The organism is Saliphagus sp. GCM10025317, from assembly GCF_042663665.1.
Classification (GTDB): domain Archaea; phylum Halobacteriota; class Halobacteria; order Halobacteriales; family Natrialbaceae; genus Natronosalvus.
In genome coordinates, this window is the sequence record NZ_JBHTAQ010000005.1 from 1107741 (window position 1) to 1130948 (window position 23208).

Genomic DNA, 23208 nt, shown 5'->3' on the forward strand with positions numbered 1-23208 from the left:
GCACTCGACGCCCGGATTGGAAAAACGTACTGGTGTATTCGGTGACTATTCGCATTTCCGATGGAAGTAATGCCCCCCTGACGACTCGCCACTCACCAGGTGAGCCCCTCGTAGACCTCGAGATCCGCTTCCGCGTCGGAGACGTCGATGCGACGCCCGTCGACGAGTACTCGCCTGGCCATCCCCTCGAGCGCCCCCGCGAGGTCGTCGAACTCGGGCCAGTCGGTCGCGACGACGGCCCCGTCGGCGCCCTCGAGTGCGTCCGCGGCGCTCGCGGCGTACTCGAGGCCGTCGCGGTCGGCGTACGCGGGGTACGCCGTTCGAAGATTGTCCGTGGCGACCGGATCGTACCCGACGACGGTCGCGCCTCGCTCGAGGAGGGCGTCGATGACCTCGAGCGCGCGGGACTTCCGGACGTCGTCGGTCCCGGGTTTGAACGCCAGGCCGAGGACAGCGATCCGGGCGCCCTCGAGGTCGACGTGGTTCGATAACAGGTCCACGAGCCGACGGGGCTGCCCGTCGTTGACGCGGACGACGGCGTCCAGGAGCTCGGGATCGTAGCCTTGCTCTCGCGCGCCCGCCCGGAGGGCGTTGACGTCTTTGGGGAAACACGAGCCGCCCCAGCCGAGTCCCGAGCGCATGAACCGCTCGGAGATGCGGTCGTCGAGTCCAACGGCATCGAGCACCTCGTAGGCGTCGACGCCGTAGGCCTTGGCGACGTTCCCGAGTTCGTTCACCAGCGAGACCTTCGAGGCGAGGAAGGCGTTGTTGGCGTACTTGATCAACTCGGCCTCGCGGACGCCGGTCTCGACGAAGTCCGCCCCGCGTTCGCGCATGGGAGCGTAGAGTTCCCGCAGGGTGTCGGCTGCCGCCGGGTCGGTCGCCCCCACGACGACCTTCTCGGGCTCGAGGAAGTCCTGGACGGCGGTGCCCATCCGGAGGAACTCGGGGTTCATCGCCAGCTCGAGGCCCTCGCCCACAGGTCGTCCGCTCGCCTCGCTGACGATCGGGCCGACGACGTCCTCGGTCGTCCCCGGCAAAACGGTGCTCTTGACGACGACGAGGTGGTCGCCGTCCTTCTCGGCGAGGGCGGCCCCGAGCGACTTCGAGGCCGCGCGCATCGCCGTCAGGTCGAGGCTTCCGTCGTCGTGCTGGGGCGTCGGCAGACAGAGAAAAGTGAGGTCGGTCTCCCGGACGGCACCGTAGTCGGTGGTCGCCCGCAACCGCTCGCCCGCGGTCTCGGCGATTCGTTCCGCGAGGCCCGCTTCGTGGATGGGTGCCTCGCCGGCGTTGATCGCGTCGACCGTGTCCTGGTCGATCTCGACGTTCGTGACGTCGTGACCGAGGTCCGCGAGACAGGCCGCGATCGTCGTGCCGACGTAGCCGCTGCCGACGATGGAGACGTTCATGCAGTGCTCAAGGCACCCGATGGGGTAGTGATTTTTGGGTTCGTCGCCCGAGCCCTCCTCGAGGGAACCACCAACACGGATGGCCCTTCGGCACGTATCGGACCCTATGGCGACGGACGATTCCTCCCACCCGCTGCTCGCAGCGATTTACGATCCGGCGACCGCACTCGCCGAACGAACCCTGCTTCGTCCCCACCGCGAGTACCTGGTCGACGGCCTCGAGGGCCGGGTGCTCGACGTCGGCGCGGGAACGGGCGCCCTCTTTCCGTACTTCGCCCAGGTGCCCGACGGAGACGTGACGTTCCACGCCATCGAACCCGACCCACACATGCGCCGCCAGGCCGCGTCGACGGCCACCGACCTGGGCCTCGCGGTCGACCTGCGAGACGCCCGGGCCGAGTCGCTTCCCTACCCGGACGAGTCCTTCGACGTCGTCGTCGCCTCGCTGGTCTTCTGTACGATTCCGGGCACCGAGACCGCCCTCGAGGAAGTCGAGCGCGTCCTCCGTTCCGGCGGCGAGTTTCGCTTTCTCGAGCACGTTCGAGACGACGGCTGGCGCGAGCGGGTCCAGTCGCTGGTCGAACCGCTCTGGAAACGGGCTGCCGGCGGCTGTCATCTGACTCGACAAACTGCGTCGCTGTTCGCAGCAGACCGAGCCTTCGACGTACTCGAACTCGAGCGGGTGAACCTCGGGGTGACGCCGGTGCGGCCGTTCGTTCGGGGGCGGATGCGAAAACGGGTGTGATCGTCGTTCGATCGTCGCGATTCGGACGAACGCTACTCGAGCGTTGCGACCAGCAAGAACGTCTCCGGACGGACCGCCACGTGCTCGAGGGCGAAGCCTGCGGCCTCGAGGGCTTCGGTCGCCTCGTCGGCGCTGTATCGCTCGTCGGTCGGCGGGCCGTCCTCGCCGGTGCCGCTCGCAGCCCAGTCGACGATGGCGAGTCGTCCACCCGGCGCCAGGACGCGTCGGACCTCCTCGAGGGCCGCCTCGCTCGCGAACTCGTGGTAGGTCATCGTCGAGAACGCGGCGTCGACGTCCCCGTCCTCGAACGGGAGGTCGCTCACGTCCGTCGTGACGAGGTCGACGTTCTCGGGGACGCCCTTCTCGCGGTAGTAGTCGTGCATCGCCTCCTGGAGGTCGACGGCGTACACCGTCTCGACGTGGGGGGCCACGTCGTCGGTGAAAAACCCCGTCCCGCTCCCGAGGTCGGCCACGGTGTCGGTTTCTGCGGGGTCGAGCGCCCAGCACAACTCCTCCCTCGAGCAGAATCGGTACCGGCGCTCGGCGCGCTCGAGTTTATCCGCCCGAGAGGCGTCGAAAGTGTGGTGTCCCATGGGATTAGAGGTTCGCGAAGGCGTCGTCGACCAGTTCGCTAGTCGTGGCCACGATGTCGGCCATCGCGTCGTCGTCCGGAGCCATTCCGACGAGTCGAGCGATGCGCATGATGCTCACGTGGTAGACGCGCTGAGTGCCGGGCGACTCCTCCCAGATGACGACGTTACACGGGAAAATCGCGCCGATTTTGTTGTCCGAAACTTCGAGCGCCTCGTCCGCGATGGCCGGGTTGCAGGCCCCGAGGACGTAGTAGGGTTCCCGGTCGGCGTCGACTTTCTCGTTGAGTAACTCCGAGGGGGAAAACTCGACGGGGACGCCGAAGCCGGCGTCGGTGAACACCCCGCGCACGTGCTCGATCGCGTCCTCGTGGTCCATCTCGAGGGTGGTCTGTTTCGCGCCGATGTCGTCGGGGTCGATCTCGGCCGGGTCGATAGGGAGCGTCATTCGTGTGAAGTAGTGGGTCCGGCGAGAAAAGTTCTTTCGACGGCGGTTCGGAACGTGTCTCGCTCGACTTCGGCGTTCGGGTGAATACGGGGACGTACGAACCTGACTCGCCGGGATCAAGCCGATAGTCGAACGAATGCCCGGATCGAACGAACGCTCCCCAATCGAGGCCCTCTTCGATCGCCGGTCGCTCTTGCAGTATTCGAGAACGACTCCGTCGCCGTCGGCCCGATTCCCTCGCTGAGGCGTCGTCCTCGATTTCCGGCCTCCAGCGTCGGTCGAGCCGGAATTGTGCAATCTATACACAAATCTTTTAACGGCTCGGCCGCTACCTACGAGCGATACTGATGCCTAACTCGATGGCCGAGCAACTCCAGCAAGACATGGTCTGTGAGGGCCTCCTCGAGTGTTTTCACGGCCTCAAACAACTCGACAGAGCGTGTTTCGAGGTGCTGGTGGAAGCCGAGGAACCGCTCACAGTAGACGAAATCGCGGCGGCGGTCGACCGCGAGCGGTCGACGGCTTACCGATCCGTCCAGCGCCTGCTCCAGACGGGCTTCATCCAGAAAGAACAGGTCAATTACGACCAGGGCGGCTACTATCACGTCTACTCGCCGACCGATCCGTCGAAGATCGCCGGCGACATGCAGCGCCTGCTCAACGACTGGTACGCGAAGATGGGTCAGCTGATCCAGGAGTTCGAGGACAAGTACGAGCAGGCCGAGGCGACGGCCCCCGCCGAAGGATAGTCGACCGTTCGTAGTCAGCTAGCTCGAGCAGTTCTCCCACTTTTGTCGGTTCGAGACGTCACTCTCGAGCGAGTCGGGACCGATACCAAACCGCAACCGACGCGATGCTCGGTCCACCGAGAAACTAGATTGCCTCATGACATCTTGTCGATTTCGCCACACCGGCAGTCGTGTCGGTGCTCGCTCAATCGGGGGTGTTCGGTTCGCCTGACGGTGTGGCTGACCGGTCGATCGAACTCGGTTGCCCGCCGTCTCCGCTGATCGTGGCCACGTCGACCGATCCGTCGGCGGAGACGGTGACTCGATAGCCGGTGAACGTAAACGTGAGTTCGTCGGCCGCCCGGTCCTCGGCTGCCGCCTCGCTCGAGAACAGCCTGTCGAGGCTATCCGGATCGATCGCGTGATACAGCGGTTCCAGATCGATCGGATCGATCCCCTCCTTCCTGGCGACCGCGTTCACGACACGATGGCTGACAGACGGTGAATTCTGGTGGTCAATTGTCATTCTAACAGATACGCACTCCTGGTTTTACCGATACTTGCAAGACTGTTCCCCACACTGTCTCCTGTACGCCTCGCAGCGGGTGCTGTAGACCGTTCGATAGTGTACATAATACCACTCCCTTCGCCGATTTATCCTTGGTGAGGCGAGCGGATAGGTCTGTTGTGGTAGCACGCACGGCGTTTATAACGGGTCCCGTCTCACCACCACGAAGGGAGCCGTGAACAATCGTTCACTTTTCGCGCACGAGTGTGTTGGCGAGGAGGTTTCGCTGGCCGCGCCGGAGCCGAGCGGACAGCGCGTTTCGCGAGATGTCGAGTTCGGTCGCGAGGTCCGTCAGCGTTCGATCGCGGGGGACGTCGAAGTATCCGGCGTGATAGGCTGCCTCGAGTGCTTCCTGTTGCTCGGCTGTGACGCCGTACTCCGCCTGTTCTTCCGGGTTTTCGGGCCGGTACACGCGCTGGGGTTCGAACGAAAAGCCGTGTTCGACGCAGTACTCGTGAAAGTCAGAGAGGGATTGCTCGCCGGGAAAGAGAATCTTCACCTCCCATCGGTGTGCTTCGTTGCTCACCGCCTCGAGCACGGTCGCCCTCGCGTCCGAGACGGCCGTGATGAGATTTGGCACGTCCATCTCCCAGGTCACCCGGTAAAATCGTTCCTCCGTGCCGTCATCGTTCGACCGCTCGTCTTGCTCCTCGAGCATGAGGACCTCCCGAACCATGTCGTCGTCCCGGAGTTGTTTCTCGAAGGCGTCGAACCCCTCGCCGGAGGCCCAGAGGTAGGGCGTGACGGTGGACTTCCCGCCCACGACGCGCTTGATCTCGATGTGCATGTCCGGCGACGCCGTCAACGTATCCGCGAGGACGAACTCGTCGGCCGGGATCGTGAGTTCCGTCAAGACGCTCATCGTAGTCGTCGTTCGACGAGCACGACCGTAAAACGGAGACCACTGATTTGGTAGTAGCGACATCGAGAATCGGCGTTTTCTCGGCACATTCTGGGTAAATGAACGTCTCGCGTCGTCGTACTCGAGGAGGATAGCGTCGCTGAGAACGCAGCGATCAGGCCGCGCAGTTGTTCGGCCCCATCTCGAGTTCAGTCGCCTCCTGCTCGTCCTCGAGCGTCTCCTGCCCGGTGTTAATTTCGATGACGCGCTCGTAGTTCGCTGGCTTCTCGGGCGTGTTGTCGACGAGGCGGCTCACGAACGCCTCCTTCTCGAGGCCCAGGAGCTCGAGTTCGTCTCGAAGCGTCCCGAGTCGGGCCTCGATCGCGTCGCCCGGCGAGCCCACCTCGTAGACGCCGTCCGCCGAGACCGAGATGTGGCCGGGCAGGACGCGCGTGTCCTCGGGAAACTCGAGGAGCGTCTTGTGGAGGGAATCGTAGAGCAACTCGGCGCCGTCAGCGGCGTCCTCGTCGCCGAACTGGAGTTCCGTCCGTCCGACGGATTCGACGAACAGCGTGTCCCCCGTCAGGACGGCCTCGCCGTCGACGCGGTAGTTCATCATCTCCGTCGTATGCCCTGGCGTGTGAAGCGCTTCGAATTCCACGCCGCCGACGTCGATCGTCTCCCCGTCGGCTAGCGGTTCGTAGTCGTACTCGACGCCGCGTTCGCTCGCACGTTCCCCGAGGTGGTAGGGGACGCCGAGTTCGTCGGCGAGCGTCCGGCCGCCCGAGACGTGGTCGGCGTGAACGTGCGTGTCCAGGACGCGCTCGATCGTGAGGCCGGCCTCTTCGGTAACCACCTTGAACCGGTCCGTCTGGCGGGTGGGATCGACGACGGCGGCTCGTCCCGACGCGCTCGAGCCGACGACGTACCCGAGACAGCCCTTCGCTCGCCGCTGTACCTGGACGATCACGAGATCCTCGCGTTCGGTGTCGATGGGGACGACCTCGTACACTTTGCTCCAGTCTTCCATCCCACCTTTCACGACGCTGACGTCATCGTACCCGATGGTCTCGAGTTCGAAACTGAACGACGTCGAGGTGAGCCCTTTCCCGCAGATTGCGACGATGGATCCGGCGTCGTCGCTGTTACCGATGTGGTTTCGTTGTTGCTCTGTGAGGTCGTCGTTCGGCCCGAAGGGAACGTTCTTCGTGCCTCGAATGTGCCACCCCTCGTAACTGTCCTCCGGGCGCGTATCGATGAGCGTGAACGACTCGCCCTCGTCAATCATATCGGCGAGTCGTTCGGCGGTGATCTGGCGTACCATGGGTGCCTCCGTACACTGTTACTGCGAGCAGGACGCGCAAATGCATCTCCCTTGCAAGATCATCGGGCTCGAGCCTACCGTTACGGCCGCGAGGCCGCGGAATTGGCACTCGAGCCCGGTTTCGATCCTCCCGCGGTACAGCGAGCAGAAAGAATATGTCGCCGAACTGTAACTACCAGGTATGGTCAATCCGATACCGGGAACGGTCGTCATCGCGGTCGGACTCGCCGGGGCGCTCTGGCCCGACAAACTCGCCCGGTTCGAAGAACAGTTGGACTCCATCGGCAGCAAACGATCCTGATTCAGTGTGGAGCCGGTTGACTGGAAAGTCGCGGTCACTCGCGCGATGGGCGTCGCCGTGGCGCTCTTTAGCCTGCTGATCTTCTTCGACATCTGATTTCGGGAACGGGGCGCTTAAGGAGGATACGGTTGCACACTCCCCTATGGTCATGAAAGAATCCGAGAGCGAACTCGAGGCCGGCGACCCCGCGCCGACGTTCGAACTCGAGGGCGTCGACGGCGAGACCTACACGCTGGAGTCCTTCGCCGATGCCAAAGCCCTGCTGGTCGTCTTCACCTGCAACCACTGTCCGTACGCGAAGGCGAAGATCGACCTGCTCAACGACATCGCCGCCGAGTACGACGACGTGGCGGTCGTCGGAATCAACTCGAACGATTCCGAGGAGTATCCCGAGGACTCCTTCGACCGGATGCAGGAACTCGTCGAGGACGGAACGATCGCCTACGACGCCTACCTCCGGGATCGGACCCAGGCCGTCGCGAAGGCCTACGGTGCCGTCTGTACGCCCGATCCGTTCCTCTTCGAACGCGACGGCGACGAGTTCAGGCTGGTCTACCAGGGTCGACTCGACGACGCACCGAACCCCGACGACGAGCCCAGTCGCTACCACATTCGGAAGGCGATCAACGACGTCCTCGCCGGCGAATCGGTCGACCTCGAGTGGCAGCCCTCCCGGGGTTGCTCGATCAAGTGGACCGACGACTGATCGGGTCTCGAGCCATTTCCCGTCACCATCGCTACCGACGTTGAAACTGCCGGCCGCGCTCCTTATATCGTTGCACCCATAGGCGCCGTTCGTATGGTCGCCGCTGTCCGCCCGCTCCAGGCGCTTCGCCCGGAGCCGCTTCCCTCCATTCAGGAGACGTACCTCTCGACGCTCGAGGCGCAACTACTGGCGACCGTCGTCATCGTACTCGGGGTCGTTCTCGGGTTCTGGCTCGCCCGATTGGGCCACCCCTCCCTTCGACGCCGCTACGGCGTCCAGGTCGCCGAAGCGACGACCGTCGCGGCGATGGGCGTGCTCGTCGCCGGTTCCGTCTACGCGCTCAGCGTCGTCTGGCACGTCACCTACGTGCTGGCGTACACGCTCGAGACGGCCCAGGTCAATCGATTCACGGCTGCCCAGCAACTCGTTACCGCGGCGCTGGTGGCCGTCGCGTACCTGGCGATCCGGTTCGTCAACCGCTCGATCGACAAACTCAGTGAGACCGACGCGATCACGACCCACCAGCGCGAAGTCGCCTACCACGTCACCGACGTCGCGATCGTTCTCGGGACCGCCTCGCTCATCCTCACTATCTGGGGCGTAGACCTCACCAACATCTTCATCGGGGCCGGCGCGGTCACCGCGATCGTCGCGCTCACCGCCCGGCAAACGCTCGCCGCGATGCTCGCCGGGTTCATCCTGCTCTTCTCGCGGCCGTTTCGCGTCGGCGACTGGATCGAGGTCAACGACACGACCGGGATCGTCACCGACGTGACCATCTTCAACACGAAAATACAGACGTTCACCGAGAAACACGTCCTCGTACCGAACGACGAGATCACCGACAGCCAGCTTGTCAACTACTCCGAAAACGACCAGCTCCGCGTCGACGTCGAGATCGGCGTCGACTACGACACCGACCTCGAGCGGGCGCGGGCGGTCGTCGTCAACGCCGTCGAGGACCTCGAGGAAATCCGAACGAGTCCGGATCCGCAGGTCGTCGCCAGGCGGTTCGGCGATTCGGCGATCGTCCTCGAACTCCAGGTCTGGATCGGCGACCCGACGAAGCGTCGCCAGCTCGATGCCCAGACTGCGGCGATCGAGGCGGTGACGGAGCGATTCGAGCGGGAAGGGATCGAGATTCCCTTCCCCCAGCGAGTCCACGCCCCGCGAGGCGACGACGGGTTCCCGATTACCGAGGGCTCACGGGAAGGACTCGAGGTCGGTCAGCCGACCGATTGAATTCTCGACCGTGATCACTTGCCGACGGCTCGCCGGTACTGCACCGGCCACTCGGGCCCCTCGAGCCCCAGGTCGTCGGCCCACCGGAGCGGGAAGTACGGATCCCGCAGGAACTCGCGAGCGACGAGCACCAGGTCAGCGCGTTCGTTTCGCACGAGGGCGTCGGCCTGCTCGGCTCGCGTGATGCCGCCGACCGTGCCCACGGCGACCTCGTCGCCGACGGCCTCGTCGATCCCCTCCGCCAGGGGCACCTGGTAGTTCGGTCCCGACGGTCCCTGCTGGTCGGGGTGAACGCCGCCGGAGCTGACGTCGATCAGGTCGACGCCGAGGTCCACCAGGTCGGCAGCGAGGCGCTTCGACTGCCCGAGGTCCCAGGACTCCCGGTCGGGGAGCCAGTCGGTGCCAGAGATGCGGACGAATACGGGAAGGTCGTCGGGCCACACCTCCCGCACCGCCGCTGTCGCTTCCCGGACGATCCGGGTCCGGTTCTCGAAGCTGCCGCCGTAGTCGTCCTCGCGGCGGTTTGTCACCGGCGAGAGGAACTGGTGGAGCAGGTAGCCGTGGGCGGCGTGGACCTCCGCGACCTTGAAGCCGGCCGCGAGCGACCGTTTCGCGCTCTCGCGGAAGGCGTCGATCACGCCCTCGATGTCCCCCGTGGTGGCCCGGCGCATTTCTTCGGGTTCGTGCTCGAATGGGTACGCTTCGGGCGAGGGCGACAGGACCTCCCAGCCGCCGTTTGCGAGCGAAACGGGGACGTTCCCCTCCCAGGGCTGGTTCTTGCTGGCCTTGTGGCCGGCGTGGGCGAGCTGGACCGCCGGCACCGACCCCTGCGATTTCAGGAACGCGGTGACTGGCTCGAGCGCTTCGGCGTGGGCGTCGCTCCAGATGCCCAGGTCGTGCGTCGAGATGCGTCCGCGTTCCTCGACGGCCGTCGCCTCGGCCATCACCAGCCCCGCCCCGCCGACGGCCCGGCTGCCGAGGTGGACGCGGTGCCACTCCCGCGCCAGGCCGTCGTTCGGCGAGGAGTACTGGCACATCGGCGAGACGGCGATGCGGTTGGGGATCTCGAGATCGCGAAGCCGCAGTGGCGAGAACAGGTTCGTCATCGAGCGAAGAGACGAGTTCGATGCGGAAAACCGGCCCGACAAGCGACGTCCTTGCCGCAATCGAGGATTCGCGTTCGATTCGACTCGAGTTTGCCGTCGGTTCACTCGAGGGGAGCGTCGTTCGAAACGAAATGCACCATATTACTATATTTTTTGTACTATTGGTACGCGTGGAACGCGAGACGCGAACTGTTCCTCCCAACAGTAATACGGTTCGCCCGAGCACGACGCGTATGGACTGGAATCACCGCGACGCCTTCGGAACCGAACGCCCAATCTGCGGAATGATCCACCTCCCAGCGCTCCCTGGATCGCCGGGCTACGGAGGAAGCCGCGAGGCGATCCGAACTCGCGCGCTCGAGGACGCGGCCGCGCTCGAGGCCGGCGGCGTCGACGGCATCGTCGTCGAGAACTTCGGCGACTCGCCGTTCTATCCCGACGAGGTGCCGACCCACACCGTCGCCGAAATGGCGGCACTCGTGACGACGATTACGAGCGCGGTCGACGTTCCGGTCGGCGTCAACGTCCTGCGAAACGACGCCGAGGCCGCCCTCTCGGTCGCCGCGGCAGCGGGGGCCTCGTTCGTCCGGGTCAACGTCCACGTCGGCGCCGCGACGACGGACCAGGGCATCGTCGAGGGGAGAGCGCACGAGACGGTCCGGCTCCGCGATCGCCTTGAGGCCGACGTGGCCATCCTTGCAGACGTGGACGTCAAGCACGCAACGCCCCTCGGGGAGGCGGGGCTGGCACAGACCGCCCTCGAGACGGCGGTCCGTGGACGGGCCGACGGGCTAATCGTCTCTGGGGCTGGCACCGGACAGACGACGTCGCTCGAGGATCTCGAGCGAGTGGTCGAAGCGGTATCGACGGTCGACCGCGAGGTGGCGGTCCCAGTGCCGGTGTTCGTCGGCAGCGGCGTCACGCCCGAATCGATCGACGACGCCTTTGCGGTCGGCGCGGACGGGGCGATCGTCGGGACGACGCTGAAAGAAGGCGGGGAGACGACGAATCCCGTTTCACGGGAACGAGTCGAGGCGTTGATGGAGGCGGCTCGAACGGCGGAGACGTAGCGTTCGCTCTTTAGCGATCCACGTCCCCTCGAGCGTCGACCGGTTCGGAACCGTCGGTCCTACCGGATTGCGAGCCCTCGCCCGAATCGAGCGCCAGCAACGTCGAGACCCGTGCGTTCTCCTTGATCCGAATACCCCCCGCCGGGATCGAGAGCGGGAGCAACGGGAGGTGCGTGAAGACGTAGACGGTCGGGTGAGATCCCCCTCGAGCCAGCAACTCGTGACGCGGCTGGAGGACCAGCGGTCCGTCGTCTTCGGCACCCGTCAGGAACTCGTTGTACTGGATGACGTACTGGCCGCCCTCGAGGGTCCACCACTCGTACTCGTCGTCCGGGTTTCGCGGCTCCGTACCGACCGGCTCGAGGTCGGCGTCCTCGAGTTCGTCGCCCCCGAAGTCCAGGCGACCGGGTCCGGCGACCTCGTAGACGGCGGCCACCGTGAGGTCGACGCCGTGGTCGTGGACCTGTTCGGGCTCGTACACCAGGTTGTCGACGAACGGTAAGACGTCGTGCTCGACGGACATGCTGGTCGAGGCAACGGTCCCGGAGGTGAAAAAGCGTGGTGTCTCGAGGCGCCCGCTGGTACTCGAGCCGCGGTACCGACCTCGTCGCTCAGCGATCAGTAGACGTACTCGTCCTCGCTCAACTGGACGTACTTCCCGTTCCGGTACTTGAATTTCCGTCTCCTGTAGGCCATCAGGATCTTTGCGCCGCCGACGCCCGACGTGAGCCGTTTCTCCAGGATGGGGCCGTCGCCGCTGCTCGAGCCCTGCATCCCGCTGATGACGTCGAACGCCCAGTCCCAGTCGTCCGGCTCGTAGTCCTTGACGATGTCCGCGAAGGCGACGTTCCGGAGGATCTCGTCGCCGATCGCTCGCTTCCAGACCTCGTTGTAGTGCTCGAGACCGTCCGTCGCCGCCAGTCGTCCAGCGATCTTGCCCGTGCGAACGGCGACGTGGTAGCCGCCCTCGTGGAACGCCGAGGTCGTCCCCATCGCGCCGCCCGCGACGGCGATGTTCGCGCCCACCGGCGACTCGATCGGTCGCGTCGACGAGATGGGGTAGGTCTCGGTCCCCTTCGACTTCCCGCGATCTTCGACGATCGGGATGTCTTCCTCGACGTCGTACTCGTCGCCGTACTCGAGTTCGAGCAGGCGACGGATGTACTCTGCGCCGTTCGGAATGCCGTCGTCGCTCGGTTTCAGGAGCTTGTACGACTCGGGGTGGGCGACATCCTCGAGGTCCATCCCGATGGGCATCGTCAGGCCGACGCGGGCGACGGTGCCGTCGTTGGCGAAGATCCACGGGTACGCGGTCTCGCCGGGCATGTAGCCCCACCAGAACTTGAGGGTGTCCTCGAACTCGGCGAACAGCTCCTCGGGGAACTCGCGGTACTGCTGGTAGGCGATGTGGTTCGCCGTCGGGGGCGAGAGGTGGTCGGAGACGCTCTTGCCCACCAGAAATTGATCCAGCGCGTTCAGCGTGATCCGGCGCTGTGGCCCGTCGGCGAGGACGACGTGGCTCGCCTCGAGTTCGCCGCCGTTCGACAGCGTCAGGGTGTGGACCGGCTCGCCCGAGAGGTCGCTCTCGAGGTTCTTGACGCCCGTCCCGACGCGCATGTCGGCCCCCGCGTCCGCGGCGCGTTCGTGAAGCCAGTCGTCCATTCGCGCGCGGTGGAAGGTGTAGCCGAACTTCGGATACCGGGCCTCCATGCCCGTCGTCTCGAGGCGGATCTTCGTCGTGGGTCCGACGAACTCCGTGCCTTCGAGTTCCCGGAGGATCACCTCGTCGGGGATCTCCTCGTAGTCGAAGTCCATGATGTCGATCCAGTAGTCGAGCATCCCCGCGGCGTCGGTCGAGTCCGGACCGAGGCCCTCTCGATCCTCTCGAGGGACGCCCTGTTCGAACAGGACCGTCTCGGCGCCGTGGGCGGCGGCCCGTTCGGCCGCCGACGCACCCGCGGGCCCACCGCCGACGATCGCAACGTCAACGCGTTCCATACAGCGTGGGGACTCAGCGACCCCTATTAAAGTGCCTGAAAGTCGCTGCGACGAGAACGGACTCGCGACGCTGGGTCTCCGTCACACGGATGCATTATGCTCGGGGATCGGGCGGCACAAGACAAACGTAGCCTCGAGCCGTACGCCGCTTATGAGCGACACACCGACAGAGACGGCGGACGCCGACGCGACCGACCGATCCTCCGAGCGCCCCGTTTCCCTCGAGAGCGAGGTCGACCTCGAGGCGTTCGTCGCCGACCACGACCGCGCGCTCGTCGAGTTCTACACCGCCGGGTGTTCGATGTGCGACGCGATGGTCCCCGTCCTGGGGGGCGTCGCTCGAGCGACCGACGTCGCCATCGGCACGATCAATCCGCGGGACGACCCGCCACTGATCGAGCGATTCGACGTCCGGAGCGTGCCGTTGCTGGTCGCGTTCGTCGACGGCGAACCCGTCGCCTGCCGCGCGGATGGCTTTATCCCCACCGAGGAGGTCATCGCGTGGCTCGAGCCGGAGACCGATCAGTAGCGTTTCGTTGGCCGTACAGGGAGGGTGGGTGGTCGTGCGCCGATTCCGATCGACCGATCGATTCAGCTCTGTGGCAGACTATCGGCCGATAGGACAATACTATAGAATTAATAGCTAAAGGACAAATGCTCGATTCCCCCCAGGGATTCGTCGATCAACCACTTACCGAACGACGGTTACCGGCATCGGGGCTCGGCGAACCACCTTCTCGGCCACGCTCCCAAGCAGCACGCGCGAGACCCCCTGTCGACCGTGACTGCCGACGATGATGTGGTCGACAGCGTTGTCCTCGGCGAACTCGACGATCTCTCGAGCGGGGTCGCCGACGGCGGTCTCGATCCGGAATTCGACGTCTTCCTCGTCGAGTAACAGTCGGAGTTCCTCGGAGACCTCCGGCGCCTCCTCGTCCGCTTCGAACTGTTCTTTGAGGAGGTTGTAGCCGGCGCTCGTGAAGCCGTCGGCGAGTTCGACGATGCGCAAGAGGATAATCTCCTCGTCGGCATGTTTGCGAACCGCGTGTTCGACCGCCTCCTGTGCGGGGTCCGAGCCGTCGTAGGCGACGAGAATTGCCATACGTGCACTCGACGGCGAGCGCTAATAAATGTCAGTACGGCACGCGCTCGAGGACCGATACTTTCCCCGGCGGAGGACTGAGTCAGCCGGCTCTGTTGACGTCTCAGCGGATTACAGGTCGATAGATGCCACTATTTCGTGTTCTTTTCCATCGGCCGGTGGCCGGGTGATTGTGATATTATCGACCGTAAAATCCCACTCGAAATCGCGCTCCAGCAGGAACGCAACGATGTCGCAGGTCCGCTCGTCATCGATGCCGAGTGCCAGGCCCACGTGTGGAAACCATCTATGCGGTTCGTAAAATGGCACTGGTGCCGTTCCCGAATCCTCAACCGCCCGTACGACGTCAGCGTGGAGTGCCGTGAGCTAGGGGGATTTAGCGACCGGAAGCCAGACGTGATTTCCGGGGAAGATGCCAATACCATCTGTATGAACAGAAAACGGAGCGTGTTCTCCAGCAGTCTCCTCAATGGCGGATTCAACGGTTGCAATATCGACCTCATCGTTCAGGGCGTACAGGGTGAAGTGCGGAAATGGGTTGATATACCGGTCGATACCGAACTCATCCACTAACTCGTCCCATATCGATTCGACGGTGCTGAAATACGGGTCAGGAAGCGTGGGTCCGATAATGGTAGTCACAATTCAAAACTTTCAGCCATCTATAAGAATATTCTCCTGATAATCCGAGAAGCAATTCACACGCCTACTTCACGGCCGTTTCAGTGCCGAGAACGTCGAACTAACGGGATTTCGACAGGGCCGCTCTAGAACCGCTTGCTCACGTACGGCCCGTCCTGGTGGTACCCCAGTTTGTTCCGGTAGTACTCCCGCGCGCCGATGCCCGAGATGACGCTGATCTTGTCATAACCCGCGTCGGCCGCCAGTTCCTCGGCGCGGGTCATCAGCCTGCGGCCGTAGCCCTGATGTTGATGCTGGTCACCCTCGCTCGTATCGCCTACCGACACTTCACTGCCGTAGACGTGCAGTTCGCGCACGAGGGCCGCGTTCTCGAGTTCCGGTCTCACGGGATCGTTGGGGAACCGGAGCCGGCAAAAGCCGATCAGGAGGTTCTGCTGGAAGTCCTCGATCGAAATGAAGTGCTCGGTGCCGCCACAGACCTCGTAGGTCATGACGTCGAGATCGATCTCCTCGGGTTCCTCGTCGTTCATACCCACTTCCCGGCAGCGGATACAGTCGCAGGTCCAGCCGTGCTCGGCCATCCGCTGGCGAGCCAGCTGACGGAGGTTCGACTTCCAGACCCCGGCGTCGATGAAGTCCGCCGGGATGTCCCGCTGGACGCGCTGGAGGCGGGTGTACCGGGGGATCATATCCTTAATCTCCGCGACCAGGTCGGCAGCCTCCTCGTTAGTCAGCGGCTCGTACTCGTCGTTGTACCACCAGTCGTACGTCGCCGTCCCGCGCACCACGAGCGTCGGGTAGATCTTGAGGTAGTCCGGGCGCCACTGGGTGGATTCGAACAGTTCCCGAAAGTCCTCGAGGCACATCTCTTTGCTCATCCCTGGCTGGCCCGGCATCATGTGAAAGCCGACCTTGAACGCCGAGTCCCGGAGCCGTCGGTTGGCATCGATGGAATCCTGGGTGCCGTGGCCGCGGTGCATCTCGCGGTTGATCCGCTCGAAGGTGGTCTGGACGCCGACCTCGACCTTCGTCCCCCCGAGATCGAGCATCCGATCGATCTGCTCGGGGTCACACCAGTCGGGCTTGGTCTCGAAGGTCGTCCCGATGTTGCGGACGTCGTTGGTCTCGTTCTCGGCGATCACGTCCTCGAGGTAGCGGAACTCGTAGTCCTCGCTGTTCTGTGCAAAACTCTCGCCCTCGGCCGGTTCCGGATCCTTCTCGACGTCGTAGTCGTTCATCGCCTCGAGGGCGCGCTTGACGAACCACTCCTGATAGTCGTGGCTCCGGGCGGTCATCGTTCCGCCCATCAGGATGAGTTCGACCTTGTCGACGGGGTGACCGATCTCGCGCAACTGCTCGAGGCGCAGGGTCACCTGGCCGTAGGGGTCGTAGTCGTTCTGGACGCCGCGGGCGGCGGCGGGTTCCTGGCCGGTGTAGCTCTGGGAACTCGAGAACTCCGAGTCCGGGCCGCCCGGACAGTAGAGGCACTTCCCGTGGGGGCAGCGCTCGGGACTGGTCATGATCGCGACGGGGGAGACGCCCGAGGCGGTGCGGACGGGCTTGCGACGGAGGAGGCCCTCGAGGTCCTCGCGGCGCTCGCTTGGGGCGAAGTCGAGGAGTTCGGAGTTCTTCGGCACCTTCGGCGAGGAGTGGTCCGAACAGACCTCGAGTTTGGCCTTCTCGACCTCCTCGCGTTCGATGTCGCCCTCAAGCAGGCGCTCGACGAGTGCCTCGCAGGCGCGCTCGAACGCGTCGGTGTCGGTCGGATCGGGCGTCTCGGTACTCACTGGTAGGTACTGGTGCCCGTTCGTGAATAAGCGTGTCGGACTCTCGAGGGCCGGGACTCGAGGCCGAAAACCCACGGGCCGAAACCCGAAAGGTAATCGTTTAAGGACGGCCTCGTCCTATCGTCGGCGTATCAGATGTCACCCGACCTGCCGGTCGTTCTCGCGGCCGTTTTTCTCCCCTTTCTGGCTGCCGGGTTCGCCCCGCTATTGGTTCGTTTCCTCGGCGACGAAACGGGTTACGTCGGCGCCCTCGTCGCCCTCTGTTCGTTCGGACTGCTCGCCACCCAGTACGAGACGGCGACGACCGATCCGGGGACGGTCGAGCTATCCTGGATACCTTCCCTCGAGATCGCGCTTCGATTCACCGTCGACGGCTGGGGGTTGCTGTTCGCCCTCCTCGCGAGCGGCATCGGCGTGCTCGTCTTCTCTTATTCGCCGGCGTACGTTCGCGGGTCGGACGGGCTGAGCCGATACTACGGGGCGTTGCTCGCGTTCATGGGCTCGATCATCGGCGTCGCGCTGGCGGCCGACCTGATCGCGATCTTCGTCTTCTGGGAACTCACGAGCGTCTGGTCGTTCCTCCTCATCGGCTACTACACGTCGGACCCGGGTTCGACGCGGGCCGCCCGCATGGCCATGATCGTCACCGCTGGCGGCGGCCTGTTCTTGCTAGTCGGCCTCCTCCTCCTCTCGCTGGTCGCCGGTGACGTCATCGGCTCGACCGCCGCGTTCGACCTCGCGGCGATGCTCGAGAACCCCGACGCGATGGAGGCGGGCCTCCGCGAACGAGGGCTGTTCCTCCCGGCCCTCGGCCTGATCGCCGTCGGCGCGGCCACGAAGTCCGCGCAGGTCCCGCTGCACTTCTGGCTGCCGAACGCGATGGCCGCGCCGACGCCAGTCTCCGCGTTCTTGCACTCCGCGACGATGGTCAAAGTCGGCGTCTACTTCGTCGGCCGGGTTCGACCGATCTTCGTCGGCTCCGAGTGGCTCCTCCTGTTCGTGACCCTCGGTCTGACGACGATGGTCGTCTGTGCGATTCTGGCGTTGGCGTCGACGGACATCAAGGAACTGCTCGCGTACTCGACGGCCAGCCACCTCGGGCTGATGATCGCCGGCTTCGGTGTCCCGTCGTATCTGGGGGCCGAAACCGGGGTCTTTCACCTGCTCAACCACGCGCTGTTCAAGGCCGCCCTCTTCCTGATCGCCGGCATCGTCGCCCACCAGATGGGGACCAGGCACCTCTCGGAACTCGGAGGGCTCCGTCACCACCTGCCGATCACGGCCGGAATGACGACCATCGTCGCCCTCTCGATGGCCGGCATCCCGCCGTTCAACGGCTTCTACTCGAAGGAACTGCTCTTCGAGGCGGTCCTCGAGGTCGGCACCTATCACGACGTCGGCGTCCTCGAGTGGGTCTACCCGGTGGTCGCCGTCTTCGGGAGCGTGATCACCGTCCTCTACTCGCTGCGGTTCCTGTCGATCTTCTTCGGTGATCGCATCTCCACGCCCGAGCACGCGGGTCGACCGGCGATCCCGCTGCTCGCTTCGCCGGCCGTCCTGACGCTACTCGCCGTCGTCGTCAGCGTCGATCCCGACCTCGCCGTCCAGGCGATTGTCCAGGCGGGCTTCGACGCGACGGCGACCGATCCCCACGAGATGCACGTCGGACTTCCCACGTCCCTCAACCTTCCCGTCGGCATGAGTGCGGTGACGATCGCCCTCGGCATCGGCCTGTTCCCCTTCGTCGACCGCCTCCATCGCGGAGCGGCCGGACTCGTCGGCCGAACGCGCGCTATCAACCCGTCGCGCTGGTACGACGGCACCGTCGACGGCCTCGAGGTCCTGGCCGACCGGCTCGACGCGACGGTTCACGACGGCCTCCTCCGGACGTACGCGACCTGGACGCTGCTCGGCATCTGCGCGCTCGTCCTCGGCGGCTTCGGCGCGACCGGCGCGATCACGCCGTTCGAACTCGGGACGGACGTCCGCCTCGAGGTCGCCCTGATCCTGCTCGTCGCAGTGCTGGCCAGCGTCGCGGTCGCCGTCGCCCGCAGCCACGTCTCAGGGGTACTGACGCTCTCGATCCTCGGGTTCATGCTGGCGATTTTCTACATCCTGGCGAGCGCGCCCGACCTTGCGTTGACCCAGCTAGTCGTCGAGACGCTGGTGCTCGTGCTCTTCTTGCTCGTCATCGAGGAGGTTCCCGAGTTCGTCGAGACGGGCCGTTCGTTGGTTGGGGAGATCCGGGACATCGTCCTCTCGGCGGTCGTCGGCGTCACCGCCTTCGTCACGGTGCTCGTGACGACCGGCGCCCGTCCGGACGGCGCGACCGACGTCGCCGAGTACTACGTCGAGTGGGCCGTAGAGGGGGGTGGCGGGACGAACATCGTCAACGTTACCCTCGTCGACTTCCGGGGGTTCGACACGCTCGGCGAACTCGTCGTGGTCGCGCTCGCGGCCATCTCGATTTCGACCCTGATCACGATGCGCTCGAACACCGAACGGACGGGCGACCGGGCGAAGCGGGCGCGACTCGAGGCGGACGACTATCCGGACGATGCCGATGTCCTCGAGCGCGGGATGGGGGGTGAGGCGCAGGGGTTCTACACGACGACTGGTGAGACGGATGTGGACGGGGATACGGACGAAGAAACTGGTGACACAGGGACGGATACGGACACGGACACAGACACAGATGACTCGAGAGGTGCCGACCGATGACCACCGTAATCATGCGGACCACCGCCCGCGTCGTCGTCCCCATCATCCTGGTCGTCGCCGCCTCGCTGTTCGTCGAGGGCCACAACCTCCCCGGCGGCGGCTTCATCGGCGGCGTCCTCGCGGCCACCGCCTTCGTCGTCATCTACCTCGCGTTCGACCTCGACTTCCTCGAGCGCGGCGTCCTCGGACGCGATGTCGAACCCGGCGGGCCACCCTCCCGGGATCGCGTCGTCCTCGCCTACCGTCGACTGTTTGAGTACGGGCTGGCTATCGCCGTCATCAGTGCCCTGGTCCCCATGGCCCTCGGCTACCCGTTCCTCAGCCAGACGTTCCGCGAGTTCGAGGGGGTCCCGATCTACCACCACGTCGAGATCGCCAGCGCGCTGGCGTTCGACTTCGGGGTCATGTGCGTCGTACTCGGTGGCCTCCTGACGATCCTCTCGGTGGTGGGTGACGAATGACCGCTATCGTCGTCGCGACCGTCGTCGGCGCGCTGTGTGCCATCGGGACGTACCTGCTGCTCCAGCAGGACCTCGTGCGCGTCGTCTGGGGGCTGTCGCTGCTCAGCCAGGCGGCGAACGTCTACCTGCTGGCAATGGGGAATATACTCCCTGCTGGCCCCGACGCAGTCCCCGTCCTGGCGGGCCACGGCGAGCCGCCGTCGGGCGTGACCGATCCGCTGGTCCAGGCGCTCGTGTTGACGGCCATCGTCATCGGCTTCGGGATGACGGCGTTCGCCCTGTTCCTCTCGTATCGGGTCTACCAGGAACACGGGACGCTCGCGCTGGCCGAGTTGGCCGAAGCGGACGAGGCGGGTGATCGACGATGATCGCGCCGTGGATCCCGATCCCGGCGGCAACAGGAACCGACGCGGCCTCCACCCTCGTCGTCGCTCCGCTCCTGATCGCCCTCGTGACCGCCGTCGCCAGCCTGCTCTCCGGCCGCCAGCACCGCGGCCGGATCGGTGTCAGCGTCCTCGGTGCGGTCGCGTACCTGCTCGCCGTGGTGGCGATTGACTGGTACCTCGTACTCGCGCCCGACGCCCCGGGGATCGCGACCTACCAGGTCGGCGGCTGGGCCGCCCCCTTCGGGATTACGCTGGTCGTCGACGGTCTTTCGGCGTTCATGCTGACGATGGTCGCCGTGATCGGGATGGCCTCGCTGCTCTCCTCGATCCGGGTGTTGCCCGACCTCGACCGCCACCGGTACTACTTCCCGCTGTTTCACTTCCTGATGGTGGGCGTGACCGGGGCCTTCCTCACGGGCGACCTGTTCAACCTGTTCGTCTGGTTCGAGGTGATGCTCATGGCCAGCTACCTCTTCGTCGCCTACGACGGCGGCCCCCTCCAGACCCGGGCGGCGTTCTGGTACGTCAGCCTCAACCTCGTCGCGAGCGCCGTCTTCCTGCTCGGCGTCGGCGGGCTCTACGCCACGACGGGGTCGCTCAACATGGCCGACCTCTCGAGGCGCCTCGCGGAGCCGGCGGCCTACGGCATTGACCCCGTGCCGGTCGTCGGCCTCTTCGGCCTCCTGCTCGCGGTCTTCGCCATCAAGGCGGGACTCGTCCCCTTCCAGTTCTGGATTCCGTCGGCGTACCAGGCCGCGCCGCCACAGATCGCCGCCCTCCTCGCCGGGGCGACGAAGAAGGTCGGCATCTACGCGATCATCCGGCTCTCGTTCACCGTTGTCGGCGACGCACCGGTCGACGTCTCCCTCGCGGTACCGTTCACGGGCCTCGAGCTTGCCGGCGACTCGCCACTCGTCTTCGTCGGCGCGGCGCTGTTCGCCATGGCTGTCGCGAGCATCTTCGTCGGCGGACTCGGCGCCGTCGGCGGCCGCTCCATCGAGTCGGTGCTGGCGTACTCGAGCATCGGCCAGGTCGGGTTCATCGCGCTCCCCGTCGCCATCGCGGCGGCGGTCCCGGAGCTCCGAACGCTCGGCATCGTCGCCGCACTCGTATACGCGCTCAACCACACCCTGGCGAAGGGGCTGCTCTTTCTCGCGGTCGGGGCGGTCCGGACCGCGACGGGAACGAGCCGCCTCGCCGACCTGGGCGGTCTGGCCGGGCGCAGTCCGTCGATTGCGGTGCCGTTCTTCGTCGGCTCGCTCGCACTCGTTGGCATCCCGCCGCTGTCGGGCTTCTTCGGGAAGTTCCTCGTCTTCGACGTCGCCGCGCGCACGGCCTCGAGCGCGCTCGTGGTCGTAGTCGTCGCCGGATCAGTGTTGTCGCTCGTGTACGCGACGCGCCTGTGGACGCGGAGCTTCTGGGGCCCGCCGTCCACGGCGGTCGAGACGGCGGTGACCGATCACGTACAGGCGGCCGTCCTCCTCGCGCTCGCCCTCGCGATCGTCGGCGTTGGCGTCGGCTTCGAGCCAGTCTACGCCTTCGCCGAGGCCGGGGCTGAGGCCGCGCTGGACGCCGACACCTACGTCGAGGCCGTCGATCCGGCTGACGAGGTCCCGACGGGATCCGGGGGTGACCACTGATGCGGACCAGAACCTGGCCCCTCGCCGGCGTCGTCTTTGCACTCCTGTGGGTGTTCGTCCGCGGCGTCACCCTGACGCCATCTGCCGTCCTCGGACAGCTGCTCCTGGGACTCGCCGTCGGCTTTCCCGTCGCGTTCGTCTTCCGTCGGCTCTACGACGAGTGGGTCGACGTCCCGCGGAGCGTTCGCGCGATTCCGTCCGCCCTCTCGTACCTCGGGATCTTCACTTGGGAGATCCTGCGGGCGAACGTCGACGTCACGAAGCGCGTCCTCTCGCCCTCGATGCCGATCGAACCGGAGGTGTTCCTGTTCCCCCTGCGCGTCGAGACCGACCTCGCGATCACGACCATCGCCAACAGCGTCTCAATCACGCCGGGGACCGTCACGCTCGACTACGACGGCGAGACGAACGCGCTCTACATCCACGCGGTCGACGGCCGCGACCCGGAGGCGATCGCCAGAACGATCAGGACGTGGGAGGAGTACGCACTCGTGATCTTCGACGAGCGAGCGAGTCCCGAGGATCCGACGCGGGACATCGTCGTCTCCGGCGGTACTCGGGCGAGCACGCCGACCCCGCCCGACGAACGCGCCGACGAGACCTCGGCGGTGAACCAGCTGCCAGCGGACGAGCTGGCCGACGAACTCGAGGCTGCCGACAGAGCCGGGCGAGAGAACGAAGACGGAGGCGAGAACCGTGACTGACCCCACCCTTCTCGAGGTGCTCTCGGCCACGCAGCCGAGCGCTCCGCCGGCCGTCCTCGAGACGACTATCCGTGCGGCGCTGGTGATCGCGGGTATTCTGTGCGTACTCGCGAGCTATCGCGTCATCCGCGGGCCGACGGAACCGGACCGCGTCATCGGACTCGACGCCATCGCGACGAACGTGGTAGCCATCGCCGTCCTCGTGGCCCTGTTGACCGACCGCGGGCTGTTCATCACCGTGAGCCTCGTCCTGGCGATCATCGGCTTCATCGCGACCGTGGCGGTCGCGAAGTTCCTCACCGAAGGGGAGGTGATCGAGTGATCCGAACGACCCTCGTGATCGGCCTGGTCGTCGTCGGGACGTTCTTCCTGACCGTCGGCACCATCGGGCTCCTGCGACTACCAAACGTCTACAACCGGATGCACGCGACGAGCAAGCCGACGACCCTCGGAACCGCCTCGATGTTCCTCGCCGGGTTCGTCCACTTCGGCCCCGGTGCCGAAGGACTGACCGCGCTCGTCGGCATCCTCTTCCTGTTCCTGACGATTCCGACGGGCTCGCACATGATCGCCCGCGCCGCCGAGCGCATTGGGATTCCCTTCGTCGAGGGGGTCACCTGGCCCGATCCCGACGCGCTCGAGCGACCGCCCGAACGGACCGGCGACGAACGAGCACCCGATCCTGGCGA

The 23208-nt window shown here is 65.4% G+C and carries 25 protein-coding genes and 1 pseudogene; 13 read left to right on the forward strand and 13 right to left on the reverse strand.

Going from position 1 to position 23208, the window contains the following annotated elements; all coding sequences use genetic code 11:
- Nucleotides 1-92: 92 nt before the first annotated feature.
- Entirely contained in the window at nt 93-1409 is a 1317-nt protein-coding gene (aglM, locus tag ACFQS4_RS07495) for a UDP-glucose 6-dehydrogenase AglM (protein WP_497903015.1), read from the reverse strand.
- 106 nt (nt 1410-1515) lie between these two features.
- Here aglM and ACFQS4_RS07500 point away from each other — a divergent pair, with 106 nt between their 5' ends.
- Nucleotides 1516-2154: a class I SAM-dependent methyltransferase gene (locus tag ACFQS4_RS07500; protein WP_497903016.1), complete on the forward strand. Its 639-nt coding sequence runs from the start codon at nt 1516-1518 to the stop codon at nt 2152-2154.
- Nucleotides 2155-2186: 32 nt separating this feature from the next.
- Here the strand turns inward: ACFQS4_RS07500 and ACFQS4_RS07505 are convergent, their stop codons facing one another.
- On the reverse strand, nt 2187-2747 hold the full coding sequence (locus tag ACFQS4_RS07505; RefSeq protein ID WP_497903017.1) for a class I SAM-dependent methyltransferase: 561 nt from the start codon (nt 2745-2747) through the stop codon (nt 2187-2189).
- Nucleotides 2748-2751: 4 nt separating this feature from the next.
- On the reverse strand, nt 2752-3192 hold the full coding sequence (locus ACFQS4_RS07510) for a DUF302 domain-containing protein (RefSeq protein ID WP_497903018.1): 441 nt from the start codon (nt 3190-3192) through the stop codon (nt 2752-2754).
- Between the two features lie 347 nt (nt 3193-3539).
- Here ACFQS4_RS07510 and ACFQS4_RS07515 point away from each other — a divergent pair, with 347 nt between their 5' ends.
- Entirely contained in the window at nt 3540-3941 is a 402-nt protein-coding gene (locus tag ACFQS4_RS07515; RefSeq protein WP_497903019.1) for a helix-turn-helix domain-containing protein, read from the forward strand.
- A 184-nt stretch (nt 3942-4125) separates the two neighbouring features.
- Here the strand turns inward: ACFQS4_RS07515 and ddfA are convergent, their stop codons facing one another.
- The 3 genes from ddfA to ACFQS4_RS07530 all read right to left on the reverse strand — a co-directional run bounded on the left by ddfA (nt 4126) and on the right by ACFQS4_RS07530 (nt 6653).
- Nucleotides 4126-4446 carry a DdfA family disk-determining factor gene (ddfA, locus tag ACFQS4_RS07520; RefSeq protein ID WP_497903020.1) on the reverse strand — a complete coding sequence of 107 codons (321 nt, stop codon included), beginning with the start codon at nt 4444-4446 and terminating at the stop codon, nt 4126-4128.
- A gap of 229 nt (nt 4447-4675) precedes the next feature.
- Entirely contained in the window at nt 4676-5350 is a 675-nt protein-coding gene (locus ACFQS4_RS07525) for a helix-turn-helix domain-containing protein (protein WP_497903021.1), read from the reverse strand.
- Between the two features lie 154 nt (nt 5351-5504).
- The gene (locus ACFQS4_RS07530) at nt 5505-6653 is read right to left on the reverse strand and encodes an MBL fold metallo-hydrolase (RefSeq protein ID WP_497903022.1); all 1149 of its coding nucleotides are present in this window, start codon (nt 6651-6653) and stop codon (nt 5505-5507) included.
- Nucleotides 6654-7096: 443 nt separating this feature from the next.
- Here ACFQS4_RS07530 and ACFQS4_RS07535 point away from each other — a divergent pair, with 443 nt between their 5' ends.
- Together ACFQS4_RS07535 and ACFQS4_RS07540 are read left to right on the forward strand one after the other, a co-directional pair.
- Entirely contained in the window at nt 7097-7660 is a 564-nt protein-coding gene (locus tag ACFQS4_RS07535) for a thioredoxin family protein (RefSeq protein WP_497903023.1), read from the forward strand.
- A gap of 93 nt (nt 7661-7753) precedes the next feature.
- Nucleotides 7754-8902, forward strand: a complete 1149-nt coding sequence (locus tag ACFQS4_RS07540; RefSeq protein WP_497903024.1) for a mechanosensitive ion channel family protein — start codon at nt 7754-7756, stop codon at nt 8900-8902.
- A 14-nt stretch (nt 8903-8916) separates the two neighbouring features.
- On the opposite strand, the gene ACFQS4_RS07545 is transcribed toward ACFQS4_RS07540, so the two are convergent.
- A complete protein-coding gene (locus tag ACFQS4_RS07545) occupies nt 8917-10008 on the reverse strand; it encodes an NADH:flavin oxidoreductase/NADH oxidase (RefSeq protein ID WP_497903025.1) in 1092 nt (363 codons plus the stop codon).
- Nucleotides 10009-10241: 233 nt separating this feature from the next.
- Between ACFQS4_RS07545 and ACFQS4_RS07550 the strand changes: the two genes are divergently transcribed.
- A complete protein-coding gene (locus ACFQS4_RS07550) occupies nt 10242-11078 on the forward strand; it encodes a BtpA/SgcQ family protein (RefSeq protein WP_497903026.1) in 837 nt (278 codons plus the stop codon).
- 10 nt (nt 11079-11088) lie between these two features.
- Here ACFQS4_RS07550 and ACFQS4_RS07555 read toward each other — a convergent pair whose 3' ends face one another.
- Nucleotides 11089-11601, reverse strand: a complete 513-nt coding sequence (locus tag ACFQS4_RS07555; RefSeq protein WP_497903027.1) for a dCTP deaminase/dUTPase family protein — start codon at nt 11599-11601, stop codon at nt 11089-11091.
- 95 nt (nt 11602-11696) lie between these two features.
- Nucleotides 11697-13076, reverse strand: a complete 1380-nt coding sequence (locus ACFQS4_RS07560; protein ID WP_497903028.1) for an NAD(P)/FAD-dependent oxidoreductase — start codon at nt 13074-13076, stop codon at nt 11697-11699.
- A gap of 151 nt (nt 13077-13227) precedes the next feature.
- Here ACFQS4_RS07560 and ACFQS4_RS07565 point away from each other — a divergent pair, with 151 nt between their 5' ends.
- A complete protein-coding gene (locus tag ACFQS4_RS07565; RefSeq protein WP_497903029.1) occupies nt 13228-13605 on the forward strand; it encodes a thioredoxin family protein in 378 nt (125 codons plus the stop codon).
- A gap of 162 nt (nt 13606-13767) precedes the next feature.
- On the opposite strand, the gene ACFQS4_RS07570 is transcribed toward ACFQS4_RS07565, so the two are convergent.
- The 4 genes from ACFQS4_RS07570 to ACFQS4_RS07585 form a co-directional block, all read right to left on the reverse strand.
- Complete coding sequence (locus ACFQS4_RS07570) at nt 13768-14178, reverse strand: universal stress protein (protein ID WP_497903030.1); 411 nt, start codon at nt 14176-14178, stop codon at nt 13768-13770.
- Between the two features lie 111 nt (nt 14179-14289).
- On the reverse strand, nt 14290-14451 hold the full coding sequence (locus ACFQS4_RS07575) for a hypothetical protein (protein ID WP_497903031.1): 162 nt from the start codon (nt 14449-14451) through the stop codon (nt 14290-14292).
- Between the two features lie 93 nt (nt 14452-14544).
- Nucleotides 14545-14820: a 2'-5' RNA ligase family protein gene (locus ACFQS4_RS07580; protein WP_497903032.1), complete on the reverse strand. Its 276-nt coding sequence runs from the start codon at nt 14818-14820 to the stop codon at nt 14545-14547.
- 125 nt (nt 14821-14945) lie between these two features.
- Nucleotides 14946-16607: a tRNA uridine(34) 5-carboxymethylaminomethyl modification radical SAM/GNAT enzyme Elp3 gene (locus ACFQS4_RS07585; RefSeq protein WP_497903033.1), complete on the reverse strand. Its 1662-nt coding sequence runs from the start codon at nt 16605-16607 to the stop codon at nt 14946-14948.
- Between the two features lie 135 nt (nt 16608-16742).
- Here ACFQS4_RS07585 and mbhE point away from each other — a divergent pair, with 135 nt between their 5' ends.
- The 7 genes and pseudogenes from mbhE to mnhG all read left to right on the forward strand — a co-directional run.
- Nucleotides 16743-19328, forward strand: coding sequence for a hydrogen gas-evolving membrane-bound hydrogenase subunit E (gene mbhE, locus ACFQS4_RS07590; protein WP_497903034.1), 2586 nt, complete (start codon nt 16743-16745; stop codon nt 19326-19328).
- Nucleotides 19325-19789, forward strand: a complete 465-nt coding sequence (locus tag ACFQS4_RS07595) for an MnhB domain-containing protein (protein WP_497903035.1) — start codon at nt 19325-19327, stop codon at nt 19787-19789. Before mbhE ends, ACFQS4_RS07595 begins: the two co-directional genes overlap by 4 nt.
- Nucleotides 19786-20157, forward strand: coding sequence for a sodium:proton antiporter (locus tag ACFQS4_RS07600; RefSeq protein WP_253433838.1), 372 nt, complete (start codon nt 19786-19788; stop codon nt 20155-20157). The genes ACFQS4_RS07595 and ACFQS4_RS07600 overlap by 4 nt, the downstream gene beginning before the upstream one ends.
- Entirely contained in the window at nt 20154-21815 is a 1662-nt protein-coding gene (locus ACFQS4_RS07605; RefSeq protein WP_497903036.1) for a complex I subunit 5 family protein, read from the forward strand. Before ACFQS4_RS07600 ends, ACFQS4_RS07605 begins: the two co-directional genes overlap by 4 nt.
- Complete coding sequence (locus ACFQS4_RS07610) at nt 21815-22519, forward strand: Na+/H+ antiporter subunit E (protein ID WP_497903037.1); 705 nt, start codon at nt 21815-21817, stop codon at nt 22517-22519. Before ACFQS4_RS07605 ends, ACFQS4_RS07610 begins: the two co-directional genes overlap by 1 nt.
- Nucleotides 22512-22841, forward strand: coding sequence for an MrpF/PhaF family protein (locus ACFQS4_RS07615; RefSeq protein WP_497903038.1), 330 nt, complete (start codon nt 22512-22514; stop codon nt 22839-22841). The genes ACFQS4_RS07610 and ACFQS4_RS07615 overlap by 8 nt, the downstream gene beginning before the upstream one ends.
- Nucleotides 22838-23200, forward strand: a pseudogene (gene mnhG / locus ACFQS4_RS07620) (monovalent cation/H(+) antiporter subunit G); the annotation flags it as partial. The gene ACFQS4_RS07615 and the pseudogene mnhG, both read left to right, overlap by 4 nt.
- Nucleotides 23201-23208 lie beyond the last annotated feature (8 nt).

Coding starts and splice junctions, on each gene's coding strand:
- aglM (WP_497903015.1), bottom strand. CDS start 1,409: ATGAACGTCTCCATCGTCGGCAGCGGCTACGTCGGCACGACGATCGCG.
- ACFQS4_RS07500 (WP_497903016.1), top strand. CDS start 1,516: ATGGCGACGGACGATTCCTCCCACCCGCTGCTCGCAGCGATTTACGAT.
- ACFQS4_RS07505 (WP_497903017.1), bottom strand. CDS start 2,747: ATGGGACACCACACTTTCGACGCCTCTCGGGCGGATAAACTCGAGCGC.
- ACFQS4_RS07510 (WP_497903018.1), bottom strand. CDS start 3,192: ATGACGCTCCCTATCGACCCGGCCGAGATCGACCCCGACGACATCGGC.
- ACFQS4_RS07515 (WP_497903019.1), top strand. CDS start 3,540: ATGCCTAACTCGATGGCCGAGCAACTCCAGCAAGACATGGTCTGTGAG.
- ddfA (WP_497903020.1), bottom strand. CDS start 4,446: ATGACAATTGACCACCAGAATTCACCGTCTGTCAGCCATCGTGTCGTG.
- ACFQS4_RS07525 (WP_497903021.1), bottom strand. CDS start 5,350: ATGAGCGTCTTGACGGAACTCACGATCCCGGCCGACGAGTTCGTCCTC.
- ACFQS4_RS07530 (WP_497903022.1), bottom strand. CDS start 6,653: ATGGTACGCCAGATCACCGCCGAACGACTCGCCGATATGATTGACGAG.
- ACFQS4_RS07535 (WP_497903023.1), top strand. CDS start 7,097: ATGGTCATGAAAGAATCCGAGAGCGAACTCGAGGCCGGCGACCCCGCG.
- ACFQS4_RS07540 (WP_497903024.1), top strand. CDS start 7,754: ATGGTCGCCGCTGTCCGCCCGCTCCAGGCGCTTCGCCCGGAGCCGCTT.
- ACFQS4_RS07545 (WP_497903025.1), bottom strand. CDS start 10,008: ATGACGAACCTGTTCTCGCCACTGCGGCTTCGCGATCTCGAGATCCCC.
- ACFQS4_RS07550 (WP_497903026.1), top strand. CDS start 10,242: ATGGACTGGAATCACCGCGACGCCTTCGGAACCGAACGCCCAATCTGC.
- ACFQS4_RS07555 (WP_497903027.1), bottom strand. CDS start 11,601: ATGTCCGTCGAGCACGACGTCTTACCGTTCGTCGACAACCTGGTGTAC.
- ACFQS4_RS07560 (WP_497903028.1), bottom strand. CDS start 13,076: ATGGAACGCGTTGACGTTGCGATCGTCGGCGGTGGGCCCGCGGGTGCG.
- ACFQS4_RS07565 (WP_497903029.1), top strand. CDS start 13,228: ATGAGCGACACACCGACAGAGACGGCGGACGCCGACGCGACCGACCGA.
- ACFQS4_RS07570 (WP_497903030.1), bottom strand. CDS start 14,178: ATGGCAATTCTCGTCGCCTACGACGGCTCGGACCCCGCACAGGAGGCG.
- mbhE (WP_497903034.1), top strand. CDS start 16,743: ATGTCACCCGACCTGCCGGTCGTTCTCGCGGCCGTTTTTCTCCCCTTT.
- ACFQS4_RS07595 (WP_497903035.1), top strand. CDS start 19,325: ATGACCACCGTAATCATGCGGACCACCGCCCGCGTCGTCGTCCCCATC.
- ACFQS4_RS07600 (WP_253433838.1), top strand. CDS start 19,786: ATGACCGCTATCGTCGTCGCGACCGTCGTCGGCGCGCTGTGTGCCATC.
- ACFQS4_RS07605 (WP_497903036.1), top strand. CDS start 20,154: ATGATCGCGCCGTGGATCCCGATCCCGGCGGCAACAGGAACCGACGCG.
- ACFQS4_RS07610 (WP_497903037.1), top strand. CDS start 21,815: ATGCGGACCAGAACCTGGCCCCTCGCCGGCGTCGTCTTTGCACTCCTG.